14 protein-coding genes are annotated in these 21789 nt (G+C 58.6%); 12 read left to right on the forward strand and 2 right to left on the reverse strand.

Translation table 11 applies throughout. From position 1 onward, the window contains the following. Positions 1 to 134: 134 nt before the first annotated feature. The 6 genes from GSQ91_RS16960 (at position 135) to GSQ91_RS16985 (ending at position 9325) form a co-directional block, all read left to right on the forward strand. Positions 135 to 899 carry a 2-keto-4-pentenoate hydratase gene (locus GSQ91_RS16960; protein WP_158822943.1) on the forward strand — a complete coding sequence of 255 codons (765 nt, stop codon included), beginning with the start codon at positions 135 to 137 and terminating at the stop codon, positions 897 to 899. 239 nt (positions 900 to 1138) lie between these two features. Next, a complete protein-coding gene (aceB, locus tag GSQ91_RS16965) occupies positions 1139 to 2746 on the forward strand; it encodes a malate synthase A (protein ID WP_158822944.1) in 1608 nt (535 codons plus the stop codon). 183 nt (positions 2747 to 2929) lie between these two features. Further along, positions 2930 to 3883 carry a Ku protein gene (locus GSQ91_RS16970; protein ID WP_158822945.1) on the forward strand — a complete coding sequence of 318 codons (954 nt, stop codon included), beginning with the start codon at positions 2930 to 2932 and terminating at the stop codon, positions 3881 to 3883. A 271-nt stretch (positions 3884 to 4154) separates the two neighbouring features. Then, positions 4155 to 6860, forward strand: a complete 2706-nt coding sequence (ligD, locus tag GSQ91_RS16975; RefSeq protein WP_158822946.1) for a DNA ligase D — start codon at positions 4155 to 4157, stop codon at positions 6858 to 6860. A gap of 163 nt (positions 6861 to 7023) precedes the next feature. Beyond that, on the forward strand, positions 7024 to 8586 hold the full coding sequence (locus tag GSQ91_RS16980) for a CoA-acylating methylmalonate-semialdehyde dehydrogenase (protein ID WP_158822947.1): 1563 nt from the start codon (positions 7024 to 7026) through the stop codon (positions 8584 to 8586). 70 nt (positions 8587 to 8656) lie between these two features. Beyond that, positions 8657 to 9325 (forward strand): hypothetical protein, encoded by a 669-nt coding sequence (locus tag GSQ91_RS16985; protein WP_158822948.1) that lies wholly within the window; start codon positions 8657 to 8659, stop codon positions 9323 to 9325. Between the two features lie 139 nt (positions 9326 to 9464). Here GSQ91_RS16985 and GSQ91_RS16990 read toward each other — a convergent pair whose 3' ends face one another. Beyond that, the gene (locus GSQ91_RS16990) at positions 9465 to 9812 is read right to left on the reverse strand and encodes a hypothetical protein (RefSeq protein WP_158822949.1); all 348 of its coding nucleotides are present in this window, start codon (positions 9810 to 9812) and stop codon (positions 9465 to 9467) included. Positions 9813 to 10124: 312 nt separating this feature from the next. Between GSQ91_RS16990 and GSQ91_RS16995 the strand changes: the two genes are divergently transcribed. Beyond that, positions 10125 to 10748 (forward strand): chloramphenicol acetyltransferase, encoded by a 624-nt coding sequence (locus tag GSQ91_RS16995; protein ID WP_158822950.1) that lies wholly within the window; start codon positions 10125 to 10127, stop codon positions 10746 to 10748. A gap of 167 nt (positions 10749 to 10915) precedes the next feature. Continuing rightward, positions 10916 to 13108, forward strand: a complete 2193-nt coding sequence (gene ppk1 / locus GSQ91_RS17000) for a polyphosphate kinase 1 (protein WP_371417125.1) — start codon at positions 10916 to 10918, stop codon at positions 13106 to 13108. A 102-nt stretch (positions 13109 to 13210) separates the two neighbouring features. Here ppk1 and GSQ91_RS17005 read toward each other — a convergent pair whose 3' ends face one another. Beyond that, entirely contained in the window at positions 13211 to 16159 is a 2949-nt protein-coding gene (locus GSQ91_RS17005; RefSeq protein WP_158822952.1) for a protease pro-enzyme activation domain-containing protein, read from the reverse strand. A 457-nt stretch (positions 16160 to 16616) separates the two neighbouring features. Here GSQ91_RS17005 and GSQ91_RS17010 point away from each other — a divergent pair, with 457 nt between their 5' ends. The 4 genes from GSQ91_RS17010 (at position 16617) to pdxT (ending at position 21741) form a co-directional block, all read left to right on the forward strand. Continuing rightward, the gene (locus GSQ91_RS17010; protein ID WP_158822953.1) at positions 16617 to 18140 is read left to right on the forward strand and encodes a pitrilysin family protein; all 1524 of its coding nucleotides are present in this window, start codon (positions 16617 to 16619) and stop codon (positions 18138 to 18140) included. Next, entirely contained in the window at positions 18137 to 19603 is a 1467-nt protein-coding gene (locus tag GSQ91_RS17015; protein ID WP_158822954.1) for a pitrilysin family protein, read from the forward strand. Before GSQ91_RS17010 ends, GSQ91_RS17015 begins: the two co-directional genes overlap by 4 nt. A 148-nt stretch (positions 19604 to 19751) precedes the next feature. Continuing rightward, entirely contained in the window at positions 19752 to 20762 is a 1011-nt protein-coding gene (pdxS, locus tag GSQ91_RS17020) for a pyridoxal 5'-phosphate synthase lyase subunit PdxS (protein ID WP_158822955.1), read from the forward strand. Between the two features lie 391 nt (positions 20763 to 21153). Next, complete coding sequence (pdxT, locus tag GSQ91_RS17025) at positions 21154 to 21741, forward strand: pyridoxal 5'-phosphate synthase glutaminase subunit PdxT (RefSeq protein ID WP_158822956.1); 588 nt, start codon at positions 21154 to 21156, stop codon at positions 21739 to 21741. Positions 21742 to 21789: the final 48 nt, after the last annotated feature.

The raw sequence follows: 21789 nt of genomic DNA on the forward strand, positions 1-21789 counted from the left end.
TGGGGGAGAGCGGTCCTGTGCTTCAGCAGAGGTTTCCAGCCAATGCACTGCTCTGGTTGACTGCGTAGCGCGAACAACGTGACGACCGCCCCCACCTTCATGCACACTAGTCCCACTACATTTGCGAGGAAATCATGACGGGAAACCGCGAGAACGACCTGGAAGCCGCAGCCAACTTACTGCTGGACGCACGACGCACCAACACTCCTATTGCCGATCTGCCGGAGAACCTCCGGCCCACGAATCTGGAAGAGGTCTATGCCGTCCAGGACGCGATCGCCGAGGCCTATGGCGAGATTGGCGGATGGAAGATCGGCGCGCCAACCCCGGAGGCCACACCCCTCTTCGCTCCCATGCCCGCTGTGTGGATCGCCCCCGGCGGTAGCCTGCTCAGCGGCAACCGTTGGTTTCGCGGCCTTGAAGCGGAGATCGCTTTCCTCGTCGGCGAAGACCTTCCGCCGCGTGCCACTCCCTACTCTCGCGAAGAGGTGGTCGCGGCCATGGCCTCGTGCCACCCCGTTATCGAGGTGCTCGAACCCGGATTCAGCGATCCCTTCAAGGTGGATCGCAACTCCATGCTGGCCGATCTGCAGCTGCACGGTGGCTTCATCTACGGCCCGGCATTCGACAACTGGAAGTCGGTCGACTTCAACACCGAAAAGGTCACGCTCGCAGTCGATGGCGTTATTCGCATCGAGCGCACCGGCTCGAACACCTCGGGCGACTTCATAAAGCTGCTGCCATGGCTCGCGAACGAAGGCGCCGCCCGCACCGGCGGCCTGCGCAAAGGCCAATGGATCACCACAGGATCATGGATCGGCTACACCCAGGCCGACGCTGGTTCCACAGTAGACGTGATCTTCTCGACCGTCGGCAGCGTCAGCCTGCGCTTCGCTTAAGGCCGTGACTGGGTAAAGTGTTTTGTCTTTGCCTTTGCTGTTGTTTTTCTTGTTGTCATTCCCGGAGGGAATCTGCTTTCAGCTTGTGCAGACACAAACATCATGCGCAATCCCAAACAACAGCAGATTCCCTCCGGGAATGACAACAAGAAAACAAAGACACCAGCAGCGGCAAAACAAAGTTACAGGCAAGCCGCAGTTTGATAACAGCTCTAAACACATTCCGAAAAGGAAAACGTATGATCCCGTTTGGCAATGGAGTAGAGATTCACGCAACGCTCGCCGACCGCTACACCACGATCCTCACCCCTGAGGCCCTGGAGTTCGCCGTCGCCCTGCAGCGTGAGTTCAACGGCCGCCGCAAAGAGCTGCTGGCCGCACGCGTAGCCCGCCAGGCGAGGCTCGATGCCGGCGAGCGCCCCAACTTTCTGCCCGAGACCGAGCAGATTCGTGAGGTAGCCTGGACCGTCGCTCCCCTGCCCCCCGATCTGCTCGATCGCCGCGTCGAGATCACCGGTCCGGTCGACCGCAAGATGATCATCAACGCACTCAACTCCGGCGCGAAGGTCTTCATGGCGGACTTCGAAGACTCGACAACGCCAACCTGGGAGAACGTTCTCGACGGCCAACTGAATCTGCGCGACGCCGTTCGCCGCACCATCACCTTCTCCGACCCCAACACCGGCAAGCAGTACGCGCTCAAGGAAAACCCGGCAGTCCTCTTCGTTCGCGCCCGCGGCTGGCATCTGGAAGAGCGCCACGTCTGGGTCGACGGCGAAGCCATGTCGGGCAGCATCTTCGACTTCGCCTTCTACCTCTTCCATAACGCGAAGGAACTCCTCAAACGCAAGACCGGCCCCTACTACTACCTCCCCAAGATGGAGTCGCATCTCGAAGCACGCCTATGGAACGACATCTTCCTGCGCGCGCAGGAAAAGCTTGGCCTGAAGCGAGGCACCATCAAGGCCACTGTGCTCATCGAGACCATCCTCGCCACCTTCGAGATGGACGAGATCCTCTACGAGCTGCGCGAGCACTCCGCCGGCCTGAACTGCGGACGCTGGGACTACATCTTCAGCTTCATCAAGAAGCTCGCAGGCGATACCACCATGCTGCTCCCGGATCGCGGCCAGGTCACGATGACGACGCACTTCATGCGCAGCTACTCAAAGCTCGCCATCAAGACCTGCCACAAGCGCAAGGTCAGCGCGATGGGCGGCATGAGCGCGTTCATCCCCATCAAGTCCGACCCGGAAGCCAACGAACGCGCCCTCGCACAGGTGCGCGCCGACAAGGAGCGTGAGGCCACCGACGGACACGACGGCACCTGGGTCGCACATCCCGGCCTAGTTCCCGTCGCGCTCGAAGTCTTCGATCGCATCATGCCGCAGCCCAACCAGATCGACAAACAACTGCGCGACTACAATCCCACCGCCGCCGACCTGCTACAGGTTCCCACCGGCACGATCACCGAAGCCGGTCTCAAGCAGAACGTCGCCGTAGGCATGGGATACCTCGAAGCCTGGCTGCGCGGCATCGGCTGCGTCCCGCTCTTCAACATGATGGAAGACGCAGCCACCGCCGAGATCAGCCGCTCCCAGCTCTGGCAGTGGGTCCACCATCACGCCAAATTGGAAGACGGCCGCGCGGTCACAGCGGCGCTCTGCGATGAGTACATCGACCTCGAACTAGCACGCGCCAAAGAAGCCTATGGCGCAAGCCGCTATGAAGCCTACGAGCACGCCGCCTTCCTGATGCGCGAACTCATCAAGGCACCAAAGTTCCAGGACTTCCTGACCGTGCCGGCATACGCCCGAGTGCTGGACCACGAGGTGTTCACCGCCTAGTTGCAAAATCTTTAGCTCAGAGGGCGCAAAGGTTTCTCGGAGACCGACACGAATACCGTCGCGACCTCCGCGAAACCTCCGCGCCCTCTGCGTTAAAGATTTTGCTCTTCGGATCTAGCGATACATCCCCGCAGTCTAGCCAAGCACTCTCATCTAAGTGGCTAATTTGCCTGAGGTGCAGCTATGGCTCGTCCCTACTGGAGCGGACAGATACAAATCTCGCTGGTCTCTTTCGGCGTCAGGCTCTTCGTCGCCACCGAAGCCAGGAGCGAGATCCACTTCCACCAGATCGACCGCAAGACCGGCGAGCGCGTCAGGCACCAGAAGGTGCTTGCGAGCGCGATCGAGAACGACCCCGATGAAGCCGCCGACTCCGACGAGATCGTCGAGCGCAGCCAGATCGTCAAGGGCTACGAGTACAGCAAAGGCCACTACGTCACCCTCGAACCCGAAGAACTCGAACACCTCCGCGTGCCCTCCAAGCACACCATGGAGGTCTCTCAATTTGTCGAGCGCGACCAACTGCCTCTGGAGTTCTTCGAGAAGCCCTACTTCGTCGTTCCGGAGAACGATGCGCAGACCGAGGCCTTCACCACCGTCCGCCAGGCGCTGCTCGACACCAACAAGGCAGCACTCTCGCAGATTGCGTTCGGTGGCCGCGAGCACGTCGTCGCCATCGTCCCGGCAGGTACGGAGACCCACGGCGGAATGATCGCGTACACCCTGCGCTATGCGGCCGAACTGCGTGACCCCGCCGAGTACTTCAACGACATCAAGAAGACAAAGGTCTCAAGCGACTCCCTTGCCCTGGCCAAGGAGCTCATCAAACGCAAGTCCAAATCCTTCGATCCCGCAAAGTTTGTCGATGGCTATGAGGTCGCAGTCAAGGAACTCGTCGACGCCAAGCTGAAGCACGCCCCAATCCCACGCGAGGAAGCTCCTGCCCCAGCCAGGGGCAAAGTCATCAACCTCATGGACGCCTTGCGGAAGAGCGTCAACAGCGGCGACAAACCTGCGAAGCGGACGGCAGCAGCCGGGAAAAAGCACGGCCTCGCGCTGGTAAAGGGCGCGACGAAAAAACAGAAGCAGCCTGCAGCGAAATCGACCAGGGCAACCGCCAAACGGAAGTCAGCATAGGAGGGGCTTTGATCTTTAGGGCCAACGGCCCGTGATATCCCAGCCTGGGGTGGAGCGAACCCGAGTCGGTACGCTGGCGCGTGCCGACTCGGGCGCGAAGCCCCAGGTAAATGTCAGGCTGAAGGCCCTTCCTACCTGCCGGAGGCCGGAGTGAAGGCGGAGCCGCAACGACTGAATTGCTTTCCTGCGTTGAGGCGAAACATTCAGGGCATCGACCCAGGTTCTTGCTTTGAATCTCAATCCTCATCCATAGATTGGACCAGAGACTCCAATGAAACGCCCCGCAAAGAAGACCTCCCATAACTCGAAAGCCGCCGACGCCGTCGACGAACAACTCGCCCGCTATCGCGAGATGCGCGACTTCCACGTCACGGCCGAACCCAGTGGCAAAACAAAAAAAGCTCCTGCAAAGACGAAAGCCAAACTTCCCTTCGTCATTCAAAAACACGCGGCCAGCCACCTGCACTATGACTTCCGCCTCGGATGGAACGGTGTTCTCAAAAGCTGGGCTGTCGCAAAAGGCCCGAGCTACTACACGGGCGATCGCCGCCTCGCTGTCCAGGTAGAAGACCACCCCATGGAGTACGGCGGCTTTGAAGGCATCATTCCCAAAGGCCAGTACGGCGGCGGCACCGTCATGGTATGGGACCAAGGCACGTGGGAGCCGCAGCCGGGATATGAAGATGTCGACGCGGGCCTGCGCGAGGGCAGCCTGAAGTTCGTGATGCACGGCACAAAGATGAAGGGCAAGTGGACGCTCGTACGCATGGGCGGCAAAGCTGCCAACGAACGCAAGCCGAACTGGCTGCTCATCAAAGAACATGATGAGTTCGAGCGCGGCAAGGACGATCCCCCCATCACCGAGGAATCACCTAATTCAGCAGTCACAAAGCGAACGCTGGAACAGATCGCAGGACAGGAAGACCACGTCTGGAACTCCAAAGAGACAGCACGCGGCAACGCGTGGCACAGGCAAGAAAAGTCGACGCAGCCCGCACCCAACAAGAAAGCCCAACCTAAGTCGCCGGAAGCAATCGACAACGCAGCTCTCAAGCGTCTGCCCAAGGAATCACAACCTGCCTTTCTCGCGCCGCAGCTGGCGCTTGAAGCCACAGAACCTCCCGGCAAAGAGGGCTGGCTGCATGAGTTGAAGCTCGACGGCTACCGCATCCAGGCACGCAAATCCGGCAGCGACGTAAAGCTGCTCACCCGCAAGGGGCTCGACTGGACCCATCGCATGCCCGCCATCGCGAAAGATGTGGCGAGACTACCTGTCGATAAGGCAACGCTGGATGGCGAGGTCGTAGTAGTCAGTGAAAACGGCACAACCAGCTTCGCCAATCTGCAGGCGTCCTTTCAGGACGGAGAAAAACATCCTCTCACCTATTTCTGCTTCGACCTGCTGCATCTCAACGGACACAATACCCGCGGCCTCAGCCTTCGCGAGCGCAAGGTCTTACTGGCGCAGATCCTCGGAGAAGGCGTCGGCTCCATCAATCTGAGCGAACACCTTGAAACGGGCGGCGAGGCTATGTTTCACCAGGCCTGCAAACTTCACGCCGAAGGCATCATTTCAAAACTGGCCGATTCGACCTACGCTTCAGGCCGCAGCAGCGACTGGCTCAAGTCCAAATGTCTTCGCGAACAGGAGTTTGTCATCGGCGGCTATACGCTGTCGTCCGAAGGGACAGACCGCATCGGCTCGCTTCTACTGGGCTACTATCGCGACGGCAAGTTGATCTATGCCGGCCGCACCGGTACCGGCTTTACGCAGAAGACAAAACGCACGCTACGCAAACAACTTGGCGACCTCGAGGCACGTGCTACACCGTTCGATCGGGCACCTGCCGAAGCGCGTAAAGATGCTGTCTGGGTCCGCCCCAAGCTCGTCGCACAGGTTCGGTTCGCCACCTGGACCGCAGACAATCTCGTTCGCCAGGCGGCCTTTCTAGGACTCCGCGAAGACAAGGCCGCCACCGAAGTCCGGCGCGAGGAAGCAACGGTTGCACCTCAGCCAAAAGCGAGATCCAAACGCCCGAAAGAATCTGCGGCAACGCATAAGACTCCAGTCCCACTTGCCGCAAAGAAGGCAGCGAAACCTGCGTCTACATCGCCAGTACGCCTGACCCATCCCGACAAAGTGCTCGACGCGGAGAGCGGCCTTACCAAAGCAGACCTGTCCGCCTACTACCAAGGCATCGCCGAACACATGCTGCCGCACATCACCGACCGCCCTCTCAGTCTCGTGCGCTGCCCCGAGGGTACCGGCAAGCCCTGCTTCTTCCAGAAGCACGTCAACTCCATGCTGCCACCCGGCGTCGAAGGCATCGACGTCCCCAATAAAAAGACCGGCGAACCAGAGCCCTACATCACGCTCCACATGACCGACGCAATCATCAACATGGCGCAGATGGGGGTCCTCGAGATACATCCGTGGAGCTCCCGCAACGACGATCTCGAACATCCTGACCGCCTGATCTTCGACCTGGATCCGGACGAGTCGATACCCTGGTCAACTCTCTGCGCCGCCGCCGCCGAGGTACGCAAACGACTGAAGAAGGCCGGCCTCGAAAGCTTCCTGAAGACCACAGGCGGCAAGGGGCTGCACGTCGTCGCGCCCATCCTACCCGAGCTTGGATGGGCGGAAGTCAAAGACTTGGCCCACAAGCTTGTCAACGCGATGGAGCGGGACAACCCCACTCTCTACCTGACCAAGATGACCAAGGCCGCGCGTAAGGGAAAGATCTATCTCGACTATCTGCGCAACGAACGCGGCGCTACAGCAGTAGCGCCCTACTCCCCCCGCGCCCGAGCCGGCGCACACGTCTCGCTGCCGCTGCCGTGGTCGGCGCTGAAGCTGCCGGAGCGTCCGGTATACTCCGTCAAGAACTTCGACGAGTGGCGTTCACGCCTCCGCAGCGATCCCTGGAAGGCAATGCCATCCACTCGCCAGCATCTCGACCCGAAAAGTTTCTAGAATCAACACAATGTCACCCCACAATTCTAGAAATCACGAGAGACACATCTCTAGATTTCTCTGATTCCCCTCCGCCGACCAGCGCGTTTATGTCATTTGCACCCGATACGTCGAAGAATCTGTTCCTGTTAGGATATTGGTTTCTTCCTGCAAGGAGGACATTATGTCCGCTGCCACCGCTTCTACGCTCCCCTCTTCACCCAGGCTCTCCGCAACAGACATTCGCGAGATCACCCACTGGATCTCCGGCGCTGCCGTTAGCGGTGTATCGGGCCGCTTCTCCGATGTCTTCCACCCTGCCTCCGGCCAGGTACAGGCACGCGTCCCCCTAGCCTCCGACGCCGAAGTCGACAAGGCTGTGCAGGCTGCGGCCGCTGCGTTCCCCGAGTGGTCTTCGCTTCCGCCGCTGCGCCGCGCACGCGTCATGTTCCGCTTTCGCGAGATCTACGAGAGCCGCATCGATGAAGTGGCCGCAACCATCAACCGCGAGCACGGCAAGGTCTTCTCCGACGCCAAAGGCGAAGCCACACGCGGCCTCGAGGTCGTCGAGTTCGCCACCGGCATCCCACAGCTTCTCAAGGGCGAGTTCACCGAGCAGGTAGGCACCGGCATCGATAGCTGGTCGATGCGGCAGCCACTCGGCGTCGTTGCAGGCATTACACCGTTCAACTTTCCCGCGATGGTGCCGATGTGGATGTTCCCCATCGCGCTGGCCTGCGGCAACACCTTTGTGCTCAAGCCGAGCGAGCGCGATCCCAGCGCCTCGATTCTCCTCGCCGAAATGCTGAAAGAAGCCGGCCTTCCTGACGGCGTCTTCAACGTGGTCCACGGCGACAAGACGGCGGTCGATGCGATCCTCGCGCATCCCGGCATTACGGCTGTCAGCTTCGTCGGCTCTACGCCCATCGCGGAGTACGTCTATCGCGAAGGAACGAAGCACGGCAAGCGCGTGCAGGCTCTCGGCGGCGCAAAGAACCACATGATCGTCATGCCCGATGCCGATCTCGACCAGGCAGCCGATGCACTTGCTGGCGCAGCCTACGGTTCGGCAGGCGAGCGCTGCATGGCGATCAGCATCGCCGTAGCCGTCGGTAGCCAGACCGCCGATACCTTGATCGAAAAGCTGGAGAGCCGCATCGCCGATCTCCGTATTGGCGATGGAGCTAAGGACGCCCCAACCGGCGAGGCCGACCTCGGTCCACTGGTGACAAAGCAACATCTGGACAAAGTGACAAGCTACGTCGAACTCGGTACAACCGAAGGCGCAGAGCTCGTCGTCGACGGCCGCAAGGGAGTTCTGCCCCAGGGTGATGGCTTCTTCCTCGGCGCCTGCCTCTTCGATCACGTCAAGCCGGAGATGCGGATCTATAAAGAGGAGATCTTTGGGCCGGTTCTGGGCGTGGTGCGCGTCAACAACTTTGAGACGGCGCTGCAACTCATCAACGAGCACGAGTTTGGCAACGGAACAGCCCTGTTCACTCGCGATGGCGACACCGCACGCGACTTTGCACGGCGTGTTCAGGCTGGCATGGTCGGCATCAACGTGCCGATTCCCGTGCCGATGGCCTTCCACAGCTTCGGCGGCTGGAAGCGCTCGCTCTTCGGCGACCACTCTGTACACGGCCCAGAGGGTGTGCGTTTCTACACCCGCATCAAGACTGTGACGGCCCGCTGGCCGACAGGCATTCGCACCGGTGTCGACACAACGATGCCTACGCTGGGATAACTTCGGCCGATTCTTCTCGTCAAACCATGGCCCAGCCCCATCACGGTTGGGCCATGGGGAGATCCCGAGAATGTGGGCAAGGTACGAACCACAGGCTAAAAGTCTATTCGTCACGCGCAACAAGGTGGGGCTCCTCGCCCTGCTGGTTCTCGATGGCGCGCTCAACTCTCAGTCATTGGACCATGAAGATTTGGCAAAGGTCCTGACGGAAGAAACAACAAGGCACTCCACTCTTACATACACGCAGCATTACATCGCTGACGATAACCAGGCCGTTGAGTATTCAGGGACTCTTTACTTTCAAATAGAGTCCATCACACTGCACGGTTGCGACTTGAAGATGAGTGTCGTTGTTCAGGATAGGAACGTCGGCACAGAACAAAAACGAGGGGCTCTTACTGAACAGACGGTGCAGCTAGGACAAAGATCTGCCACCTATCGCTACACCTATCAGCTCAACAAAGCAGCCCTCCAAAGCCTAAAGGTCGACCCTATGCAAGGACGACCTTCTCAACTGCGTGACCATACTGGCTCTGTATGCGAGGAGGACAAGTCCTGCAGCCTTCCATGGCTGCATATACAGACCCCAAAGCCAGTCATTAAGGAAACTCGAGTCATGAATGGCCTTTTAGATTTCGATCAGGAGGTCAATAGCATCGCGATTCCCATGAGCTCTCACGAAATAGCCCTGCAAGCGGCCACATCTCTTGAGAGCCTGGCGGTCGCGTGTCACCAGTGACTCATCGACGGGCAGGATTCGTACGAGCGTAGACACAACGACGTCTGCACTGGAGTAACTTCGGCAGTCCTTTCCAAACAAAACACCCAGCCGGAGATCACGGCTGGGTGTTTTGTCTGCTGGCTCTACGAAACTACGATTAGCGATTGTTAGCAGGAGTGTCTGGTTTGCCTTCGACCTTGTGAGTTACCTTGCGTGTGCCATGCGCGGTCTTGTGGGCAGCCCTCCTTGTGACGTGGGCGGTCTTATGAGCAGCAACCTTGGTTCCATGCTCCGTATCTCTGGTTGCGACTTTGGTTCCGTGCACCGTGTCCCTTGCGGCGACCTTAGTTCCATGAGCGGTATCGTGTGCTGCCGTCTTGCTCGCATCTGCGGTATCGTGACCAGCGTTTTTCAGGTCCTGCCCAACCTGAAGCGGCTGCGCATAAGAGACACCGAGCGAAAGCGCGACAGCAAAAGCAACTCCGGCAATCTTAGTTCTTGTCATTGAGATTCTCCTTGAAAGACACAGTAGTCCGGAACTTAATGTTCCCTTGGAGTCCAAGGATACCTGCAAATGCCACGTTGCGTCTCGCGATCCTGGCGCCCCCTGGATTACAAACAGCCGCCGTATTATCGATACGCCAATGCCTGCGAGGGATATCAGCAAACAAACACCCAGCCGGCGACCGCGGTCTCATACAATTTCAGTATGTTTGTTATAGAGTCAGGCCCAACGTTAGCCCTGGTGGATCTATAGCGCATACGCAACCCTTTTTAGACATGAACATCGACAACCTGGAAGATCGGTGAACGAAACGTGAAGCACAAAATCGATATCGAGAAGTGGGCCCGTAAAGCTCACTTCCAATTCTTCAATGCCTTCGAAGAGCCCTATTACGGCGTCTGCGTGAACATCGATTGCACCACAGCGTATCGGTTTGCCAAAGACGCTGGCATCTCGGTCTTCCTCTATTACCTCTACAAATCACTCTCCGCAGCCCAGAGAATCGAGCCTTTCAAATACCGCATAGAAGGAGACGAGGTCTTTCTTCACGATCAGATCGATGCCGGTTCAACCATCGCTCGAAGCAACGGCACCTTCGGATACGGCCATCTTCTCTACAACGAAAATCTGGAAGAATTTCTGGAAGGCGCCAACCACGTAGTAGAGTGCGTCCGCGGCTCTGACGATCTTGTCCGCACTTTAGCTCCGAATATCATTCGATATTCCGCGTTGCCATGGATCGATTTCACCTCGATCTCACATGCCCGGATGTTCTCTCGCCCAGACAGTTGCCCCTGGATCTCGTTCGGCAAAATGACCGAAAACGGCGGAAAGAGGTCTATGCCGGTATCGATACACGTGCATCATGCCCTGGTGGACGGGTTGCACGTTGGACAATATATTGAATGCTTTCAGGATCTGATGAACGCGTCATAGGGTGCCCGGGGCGGTTCACCTGGAACCATTGCTTTCCGGTCTTGAAATTCCTGCATACTGCAAAGCACTATTAACATTTGCCGTAGCAGGAGTGCGCTACCCTGATCCAACACATGGCTCCCCAGAAAAAAGTCGCGAAGAAACAAGCAAGCGTGAAGAAGAAGGCAATGGACGAGATCGTTCCTCAGCCCGCCGATGCGCTGAAGACGCAGAACCGTTTCATCAACCGCGACGAGAGTTGGCTGCTATTCAACCGTCGTGTGCTGGAAGAGGCCGATGACGCCACCAATCCGCTGCTGGAGCGTCTGAAGTTTCTCGCGATCACTGCCAGCAACCTGGACGAATTTCTCGAGATCCGGGTGGCCGGCATCCTGCAGCAGATGGAAGAAGACCTGGGGCTTCCGCAGAAGCCGGACGAAGGTGGCCTAACCTCGGATGCCCGCATGGGCCGCCTGCGCGACTGGCTGCATCGCTTCGCGGGCGACCAGGACCAGTGCTGGACCGATCGCCTGGAGCCCGAGCTCAACGCCGCTGGAATTCGTCTGGTGAGCTGGAAGCAGATGAGCGAAGAAGATCGTCTCTTTGCCGCACGCTTCTTCCACGATCAAGTCGATCCCCTTCTAACCCCCGTTACGCTGGATCCCTCGCATCCCTTTCCGCGCGTACTCAACAAAGCACTCTGCCTCGCGTTGCTATTGCGGCACAAACGCAAGAACCGCGCGGGCGTTCGCAGCTCCAAAGTCCTTGGCGTCATCACCATTCCCCGCTCGTTACCGGACCTGATTGTGCTGCCCGAGCGAAACGGCCAGCGCAACTACCTGCTGCTCGACGAGCTGATCGAAGCGCACTCGGAGCGCATGTTCCGCGGGTACGAAGTTCTGAGCCGCGCAGCATTTCGCGTCACGCGCAACAGCAACCTCTACATGGAAGAGGAAGAGAGCCGGTCGGTGCTGGAGAGTGTAGCCGCCGAACTCCACAATCGCCGCAAAGGTGACGTTGTTCGGATGGAGATCGACGTTACTGCAGCGGATGCGATCGCTGAGCGGCTGCGCATAAACTTTGAGCTTGAGGAGTGGCAGGTCTTTCGCACCAAAGCCCCTGTCAACCTCATCCGCCTGATGAACCTGTACAAAGAGGTGAAGACTCCCGAGCTGAAGTTTCCCGAGTTTCACGGGCGCCGGCTTCAACTCGGCCCCAAGGCCAGAGATGTCTTCGACGAACTGCGCAAGCGCGATATTCTGCTGCATCACCCCTTCGACAGCTACAACACGGTGGAGGCGTTCATCGCCGCAGGCACCAGTGATCCTCGCGTCATCTCGATGAAGCAGACGCTCTACCGTACCAGCGCCGACTCATCGATGTTCCGGGCGCTCACCGAAGCCGCCCAGAGCAAGGACGTGACGGTGGTGGTCGAGCTGATGGCACGTTTTGACGAGGCCTCCAACATCCGCTGGGCGCGTGAGCTGGAAGACGCCGGGGTACAGGTATTTCACGGAATCTACGGGCTCAAAACGCACTGCAAACTGGCGCTGCTGTGGCGACGCGATCCAGATGGTGTCGTACGCAGCTACGCGCATCTCGGCACAGGTAACTACAACCCCGTCACAGCGCGCTTCTATACCGACATCAGCCTGATGACGGCGCGGCCGGAGTTGACCGAGGCCATGCAGCGCGTCTTTCGCTACCTGACCGCCAATTGGGAGGCAAGCCAGGAAACCTACCGTCCGCTGATGGTCGCTCCCATCACGCTGGCCGATGACATCCTTGCGCTGATCACTCGCGAAGAGGCCCACGCGCGCAAGGGGCATAAGGCACACATCATCGCCAAGATGAACGCGCTACTGGACACAAAGACCATCGAGGCGCTCTATTCGGCGTCGCAGGCCGGCGTTGAAATTGATCTCATCATTCGCGGCATGTGCGCCCTGCGTCCCGGCGTTCACGGCCTGAGTGAGCGCATTCGCGTGCGCTCCATCGTGGGACGTTTCCTGGAGCACAGCCGCATCTTCTGGTTCGCCAATGGCGGTCATGAAGAGGTCTACGCAGGCAGCGCCGACTGGATGCCTCGCAACCTCTATGAGCGCTGCGAAGTCGTCTTCCCGGTCTGCGACGATGCAGGCAAACACAGACTACGCAAAGAGATCCTCGAAACCTACCTGAAAGACGATGTGAAGGCGCGATTGATGCAGCCCGATGGGACTTACATCCGAGCCACCGGCAGCGGAACACGTCTCAGCGCACAGGACTGGTTCATGCAGCACGCAACCGCCGCCGACACAACGCAGGACCGGCAGGAACCCACTGCAACCACCGCTTTGCCTGCAGCTACTGTAGCGACCCCCAAAAAGGCGAGATCCTGACACGCCTGAAGCCGCGACACTATTAGGTATAGAACAAACTTAAAGTCAGATGCCCCACACTCCCGCATTTTTGCGAGGGTGTGGGGCATCTGACTTTAAGGGTTATTGAATGATTACGTTGAAGCTGGTGTTGTTGGTAATGGTGGAGTTGACGCTGTCCGTGCCGGTTACGGTGAAGGAATAGGTTCCGGCTGGAGCATTGTTAGCACTTGATCCTATAGGGACAGAGGAGGAACCGCTACTGCAACCCATCAGACCAAAACCGCTGAAACTAAGCATCACCAGCGCTACGAGAGCCAAGCCACCACGGAGTAGACGCGAACGGTGCCTGAAGCATCCAGCGATCAGGAGGCATGCAAAGGCCGCGGGGAAAGGAGCGCTCTTCCAAGGCGAATGATGTAAGCCCGTCGGCATGGACAAACTCGAACTGGAAGAGTGCGCCGGAAGAATGCGAACAGTCCTAGTCCCACTCGTGCCTTGGCGGTTAAGCACTGTCAGATTGTTGCTATTGCAGGTGCTCACACTGGTATAGAACGTAATAGTTTCGGAGACCGCAGCTGCGCCGACAACCGTAAGATTATTAGCAGCGACGCAGAAGTTGGTCAAGGAGCTGGGATAGGTCAAAGTTAGATCAACCGTTCCGGTGTATCCATTGACGGGTGTGATCGTCACGGTCGATGTGCCGGAACTGCCCGCGGTGATGGTGACGTTAGAAGCCGCGATGGTAAAGGAAGTGCCACCGACATTGAGAGTGACGGATCCCTTCGACGACGCATAATTTGAGTCACCAGAATAGGTGGCAATAATAGTGTGCGCCCCGGAAACGGAGGTGGAGTAGGTGTAGGTATAGGCTCCGTTGACCAGGGTGAATGGTGAGCCGGAAACTGCCGTTCCGTTGTCCGTGATCGCAACGGTTCCAGTGGGAGTGACAGAGCCACTGGTATAGCCGATCGTGACGGTGATTGTGTCATTCACGCTAATGGCAGGCGAAAGGGTGGCTGCCGATACAGTCGTCGTGGAAGCCAACAAAGCGGAGGTTGAAGGTGCCCATGCTGTCACCAGCTGATATAGATCAACTGAACCGAGACCGGATGCCTCGTCATAGCCGGTAGTTGCAGGATACTCGGTTGTGGAAGGAGCAACGCATGCGAGATTTTCGGTTGTTGTTGACGACAGAGCTGCCGCTGGATAACTAAGGCCGGCGAGGCACTCATTATTACCGCTGGTGATGTCATGGAAAGCAGAACCATAGGTTGCAGTGCTGGAAGCCAGAGTGTAGAGTTCGGGATTCACCAGCCCCTGCCCCGTGTTGTAGCCCTTGGCCTGATTGATAATGGCCACCATGCCGGCGAAGATGGGCGCGGCAAAACTAGTGCCTCCGGCGACGGTGAGGTACTGGTCGTTGGCATCGCGGAAACCGTTGGAGCAGCTCCCAGTGATGCCGGTATCTGTGCTGTCGCTGGAGCAGTAGAGATAGCCAGCATTATTGGGCGAAGCATCCAGCGAAACGTCAGGGACGAGGCGGAAGCTGCCAGTGGTGGGGATACCAGTAACGCCAGCCTGCCAGGATGGACGAGACGTCAAGGCACTGACGCCACCGCCACCCGAGGAAAGACCGTTAGTGGAGCTGTCATCGTTCCATACCTGTTCGGGGATGTAGGAGAGCGCGGAGCTGATGATGTCGGTGGAAGTCTCTGCGGCAAAGTAGGTATTGTTACCTGCAGCAACATCAGTAGCTGGAAACTCCGTGCCACCCAGACCGGTGACATACTGACTGCTGGCAGGAAAGTCGACGGCGAGAGCTTCCTGCTGAGTGGTGCTGAGGACGGTCGGATCATCGCCGGAGCAATCGGTAGATCCATCGTCACCAGCGGCTGAGATGATGGTCTGTCCTTGGCTGGCCCCCTGCTCAAGAACTGCATTGAGGCTGGCATAGGAATAGGTGCCAGAGGTAGAAAGATCGGTCTCACAGTCGCCATAGCTGGAACTGACGATAGGAGCGAGATCAGAATCGATGGCGTACTCGAGCGATTGAAAAGCACCACCGTTATTCTGGCTGTTGCCTGTATAGACGAAGTTGATAGTGGCGCCTTTGGCGATTGCGCCGGAATATTCAATATCCAGGTCGGACTCGACCTCATCGCCATCCGTAACAGGGTTTATAGCGGAGGATCCTGTATTAGGCACGAGCGTCAGAGTAGGCGTCTTGTTAGTAAGACCAGCCGCAGTTTGAAAGTTCGTAATATCGGAGGTATTGATGAAAGACTGCCCGACAATAGCGATCGTCTGATTCGTTCCGGTATAACCTGCACTATAGGCAGGGTTGATGTCGTAAATCGTCGCGATATCTCCGGGCGTAAGGTAGTGACTACCGGTCTGGCTGGAGGTAAAGTTAGGCCTCGCAAGCTGCGGCGCACTTACCTTGACGTGCGTGCGGGGACGGTAGTCGGAGAGGTTGGTAACCGCCAAAACACTGGAGGCCAGAGCCGAAGGCAGCGTGAGGTCGTTGGCCGGGGAGAAATGTGTCTCAGATCCCGATCTGTAGTAGTGGAGCGGCGCTCCAAAGGCGGACTCTACCAAAGCAGCAGTACCCGAGAAATGGATGCGATCGCGACTATTGGAGATAGAATCAACGGTGAAGCCTTGCTGTTGGAGCCAGCTCTCAACGGCGGCAATATCAGAGGCAGCAGCGCCGAATTGGGCGCCAAACTGCGTAGGCGTTAGCCATTGGTGGTAAAGCGGCGATGCAGGGTTCTGCTGTGCGGCGACAAGGGCGTCGAGGGCGGTCTGCTGCGCGGCGGTGCGGCTAAAGACAAAAGTAATACCCGTAAGTTTTGTCGAGGCAGGCAGGGCGCCGATGTCATTGGCTGCAACGGCGCGAGCAGGGTGTGATCCTGTAAGCGTGAAGCGACTGGAACCGTTGATGGGCGCCGTAATCCGCGCCTGGGGAGTGGCCAGCGACTGGGCCGATGATGCAGCAGAAGAAAAGGCGATGCCGGAAACGAACAAAGCACTGGCGGCTACGAAACGGGCGAGACGGGAAGACGGCATGGGATATCCCTTTACTGCAGGCGCGCAAGACACGCTGCGTTTGTGAAACACCGGAAAGATAGCTACATCAACTAAGCTAGACGACAGAATGGTTCCTTAGGTTTACAGGGCATTCTCCCTGTCTGGCGTGAAACGGCGCGCTTATTTCGTCGAAAAGTGTCAAGCCAGGAATGTTTCTCTTGTAAATGCCTCCCGGGGGCTAGGAACTGCATACCGTAGTCTCCAGGGAAAACGGCGCTCGCTGCACTCCTGTGAGGCACAGAAACAGGAGAACTGCTCTACAATCGTTCCTCAAAGCGCTTCGCGAGAGGCTTACGTTCAAGACGGCCGTTTCCACAATCGCGCAGCATCCCGCACTGGCGGGGCAAGCGTTCTATCGCAAGGAAGAGGTTTGATGGTTAAGTCTGCGTCACACACATACGGTCACCGACAACAGCACAATGCATTCTTCAGATCCATGGCACTCGCCACGGTCGCTTTGCTGCTGGTTCCAGGCCTCAAAGCACAGGACAAGTACGAACAGCAGATGGCCGCCCACACTACAGTCAAGGTGCTGCCCAACGGCCTGACCCTTGTACTGAGCGAACGCCACGAAGCGCCTGTCTTCAGCTTCTATACGCTGGTCGACGCCGGTTCAGCCGACGATCCTGGTGGACAGAGCGGACTCGCCCACATGTTCGAGCACATCGCCTTCAAGGGCACAGACCAGATCGGCACAACCGACTACCCCGCCGAAAAAGCCGCGCTCGAAAAAGTCGAACAGGCCTATGCCGCTTACGACGCCGAGTTCCGCAAGCCGGTAGGCCGCGATGAAGCACGCCTTACGAGCCTGCACCAGGCCTTTGAAGATGCCGTGAAAACCGCGCAGACCTATGTAATCCCCAATCAGTTCTCCGAGATCGCGGAAGAGAACGGCGCGGTGGATCTGAATGCGTCAACCGAGGAAGACTCCACGCAATACTTCTGGAGCATGCCCTCGAACCGCCTGGAACTGTGGGCCTATCTGGAGTCCAGCCGCATCGGCTGGCCAGTGGCACGAGAGTTCTACAAAGAGCGCGACGTGGTCAACGAAGAACGCCGCATGCGCATCGACTCTTCACCGCAGGGCCGCCTCATCGAGGAGTTTCTCGCTGCAGCCTATATGGCACACCCCTATGGCCGTCCGGGCGTCGGCTGGGAGAGCGACATCACCCAGGTAACCGCGACCGAAGCCGCTGCGTTTCATAGCAAGTATTACGTCCCGTCGAATATCGTCGTCGCGGTTGTCGGCGACTTCGACACCCAGACTGCGCTGCCCATACTGGAACGCTACTTCGGCCGCATTCCTGCCGGACCCAAGCCTGAGCCCCTAACCACCGTCGAGCCGCCACAGCACGCCGAGCGCACAGTCGTTCTGCGCGAAGCCACGCAGCCCATTTACGTGGAGGGTTACCACAAGCCGGACTACCGCGATCCCGACGATTCGGTCTATGACGCCATCACGGATATCTTCTCGAACGGCCGCACCTCGCGCCTCTATCGCAGCCTGGTTCGCGACCAGAAGATCGCTCTGGTGGCAGAAGGATTCAGTGGCTTCCCCGGCAACAAGTTCCCCGGCCTGTTCGCGTTCTATGCCCTGCCCCAGCGTGGTCACACCTCGGATGAACTGCGCACGGCGATCCATAAGGAACTCGACACTTTGAAAACCACGGACGTCAGCGATGCCGAACTCGAACGCTTCAAGACCCGCGCTCGTGCCGAACTGCTTCGCGGCCTCGACGACAACTCGGGCATCGCCTCGGAGTTAGCTGAGTATCAGACACGCTTCGGCGACTGGCGCGAGATGTTCAAGGAACTTGCAAAGATCGACGCTGTGACAAAGGCCGACATCCGGCGCGTTGCAAACAAGACGTTCGTAGAAAGCAATCGCACCAGCGCACGCATCGACTTCCAGGCTCCGACTGCAACACCTGACTCGGCTGGCAACGGAGGTGCGAAATGACAATCACTTCCCGTGCTCTTGCTCTAACGCTTGCCGCAGGTTCTTTCGCAACAGGATTCGCACAAACCGCAGCACCTGCTCCCCACACCGAGCCCTGGAAGGCTATCCCGATTCCGGCGCTGCATGAGTTCAAACCCGCCCAGCCCATCAAGTTCGAACTACCGAACGGCGTTCTGGTCTTTCTTGAAGAAGACCACGAGCTGCCTTTCATCAATGGCTTCATCCGCGTGCGCGGTGGCAGTCGCGACGAACCGGCCGATAAGGTCGGGCTTGTTTCGCTCTACGGACAGGTATGGCGCACCAGCGGAACTGCTGCCACGCCTGGCGATGTTCTCGACGACCAACTCGCCGCGAAGGCCGCGCACGTTGAAACCGGCGGAGGCCAGGCCTCCACGAGTCTGAGCTGGTCGAGCTTCAGCAAGGACTTCGACAGCGTCTTCGGCGTCACGATGGATCTGCTTCAACACCCAGACTTCCAGCAACAGAAGCTGGACCTGGCGAAGCAGAGCACTGCCAGTGGCATTCTCCGGCGCAACGACGATGCCAGCGGCATCGCCGAGCGCGAAGCGGTCGAAATCGCCTACGGCAAAAACAATCCCTACGGCCGCGAACCGGAGCTGGCGACGGTATCTGCGGTCACACTCGACGATCTGCGTGCCTGGCACGAGAAGACGCTTACGGGCAGCAACCTCATCGTTGGCGTTATCGGAGACTTCGATGCCAAGGAGATGGAAGCCAAGCTGCGCGCAGCGTTCGCTTCCCTGCCACGCGGGGCTCAGTTCAAATCAGCCAAGGTGGATTTCTCTGAACCCGCAGCCGGCGTCTACTTCGCCAACAAAGCGGATGTCGACCAGTCCAACGTCTACATCGTCGGACTGGGCACGCAGCAGGACAATCCCGACTACTACGCGCTCAGCGTGATGAACGAGGTCTTCTCCGGCGGCTTCGGGTCACGTGTCGTGCAGAACGTGCGCACCAAGCTAGGACTGGCGTATGACGTTGGCGGCAGCTTCGGAGCGGCCTATGACCACCCCGGACTTTTCGCGGTTGGGCTGGGCACCAAGAGCTCCAGCACTGTAGCTGCCACGAAAGCTACGCTTGACGAGGTTCGCCGCCTGCGCACCGACCCACCCACAGCGGACGAGCTGCGCAAGGCGAAGGACGATTTGCTGAACTCCTTCATCTTCCGCTACGACACCCCTGAAAAGGTGCTGGGCGAGCAGGTGACGCTCGCGGTCTACGGCTACCCTGCCGACTTCCTCGAGCGCTACCGTGCCGGTGTCGAACGCGTGACCTCGGCCGATGTGGCCCGGGTCGCACAGAAGTACGTCCAGCCGGAAAAACTGGCGATTATCGTAGTAGGCAACTCGAGCGAGATTCAGCCTCCGCTCAACGATGCGACCGGGCTTGGCAAATTCACTACGATTGACATCACGATTCCGGGTGCCCCAAAGGACCAGTAATACCGAAAATGCGCTGGTTCTTCGCCGTTGGCTCTAAGTGACGGCGAAGAACCAGCGGCGGCAAAAGCAGCTACAGCACAGGTCACAAACTGATAAACTTACCTTTTAGGCGCGATGGTCATCTCATCGCGCCTGTAGGGAGTTCGCTATGGCAAACGAAAATAATGGAACTGGCGCAGCACCATCGCTGCGGCTCAAATTAGGCCTCGCCGAGATGCTCAAGGGCGGCGTCATCATGGACGTTATGAACGTCGAGCAGGCCCGCATTGCGGAAGAGGCTGGTGCTATCTCCGTCATGGCGCTAGAGCGCGTGCCCGCCATGATCCGAGCCGAGGGCGGAGTCGCCCGCATGGCTAACCCCAAGCTCATCAAAGAGATCATGGGAGCCGTGACCATCCCGGTAATGGCAAAGGCGCGAATTGGCCACTTTGCCGAGGCCCAGGTGCTGCAGTCGCTCGGCGTCGACTTTATCGACGAGAGCGAGGTCCTCACGCCTGCCGACGAGGTCTACCACATCGACAAGCACGCCTTTACGACGCCGTTTGTGTGCGGTGCGCGTAACCTCGGCGAAGCCCTGCGTCGCATCGCCGAAGGCGCTGCAATGATTCGCACCAAGGGCGAACCCGGTACCGGCGACGTCGTCCACGCCGTGCAGCACATGCGCCAGATTGTCCGCGAGATCAAGGCCCTCACCGTGCTCGGCGACGAAGAGCTCTACAACGCCGCCAAGGTCCACGGCGCGCCCTATGAGCTGGTCCGCATGGTCGCGAAGTCCGGCAAACTGCCCGTCCCCAACTTCTCCGCCGGCGGCATCGCTACGCCTGCCGATGCGGCTCTAATGATGCAGCTCGGCGCAGAGACCATCTTCGTCGGCTCCGGCATCTTCATGAAGGATGGCGCCAAGCCGCTTGACGTAGAGCTCTGGGCAAAACAGGATGCCGAGGTCGGCCTTTGCACCGCCAAAGAAGTCGGCCAGCCCCGCAATCCGGAGGAGCGTGCCGAGGCCGTTTCACGCGCCAAGGCTATCGTCCTCGCGACGCTGCACTTCAACGACCCGAAGATCGTCGCCGAAGCCTCGGAGGCCATCATTGGAAGCATGAAGGGCCTCGCCGCTGCTGCCATCGAAGAGAAGAACCTGATGCAGACACGCGGTTGGTAGGGCGTGGCGCGCGAAACAGTTCTCCAAGACATGGTTTGGCCAAGGCCTTCGCTCAATAGGCCTTGGCGCATCTACCCACTGTTCAAGAGAAACACCGTCGTTTGTGATGAGGGATGGTCGCTCACGTTCACTGGAAGCAGTTGGAGAATCGATTGCTACGAGTACCGTGAGAAGGGTAGATCAATGATCTTCGGCGGCGAAGGCGCGTTTCAGCAATGGGACATATTCATACCCAAAGCACTTAGTTGGGAAGACACTCCAGGACAGATTGTGGACGAGGAAACGCGAAATCTCATTCTGAAGAGGATTACTGTTGCCATTCAATGGATGGGAATTAGCGTTGGCTTCTTCGACATCGATTAGCAAGTGTGTCTAGTGTAAGGATCACTACATGAGTGCATCACCAACTATCGGCGTCCTTGCCCTGCAGGGTGCCTACGACATCCACGCCGAGCGCCTTGCGGAACTCGGCGCGTCGACGCGGTTGGTGCGTACGCCAGAACAGCTCAACGGACTCGACGGCCTTGTGATCCCTGGCGGGGAGTCGACTACCTTCCTGAAGCATCTGGAGCGGGCGGGCTTCTACGAGGTGCTCGACAAGTTCGTTCGCACAAAACCAATATTCGGCACCTGCGCCGGCTGCATCCTGCTGGCAAAAGATGTAGAGAATCCTCCGCAACGCTCCTTCGGCGTGCTCGACATCGCGGTCGAACGCAATGCCTATGGCCGGCAGAACGACTCAGCCATCCTGAACGTTGAAACCAAGCTCCCCGGCGGACCAATGGAGATGGTGTTCATCCGCGCACCGCGCATCAGCCGCATCGGGGAAGGCATCGAGGTCCTTGCCCACCGCGGCGACGATCCCGCGCTCATTCGCAAAGGCTCTCTGCTCGCAGCGACCTTCCATCCTGAGCTCAGCCAGGACGTTCGCGTTCATCAACTTTTCCTCGATATGGTTGCCGAAAACAAGGGTGCTTAGTGAGTCCGAGCAGTCGTAAAAGCTTTGACGCAAAGTTCGCTAAGTAAG

Origin of the sequence: Granulicella sp. S156 (assembly GCF_009766105.1) — a bacterium.
Lineage (GTDB): Bacteria > Acidobacteriota > Terriglobia > Terriglobales > Acidobacteriaceae > Granulicella.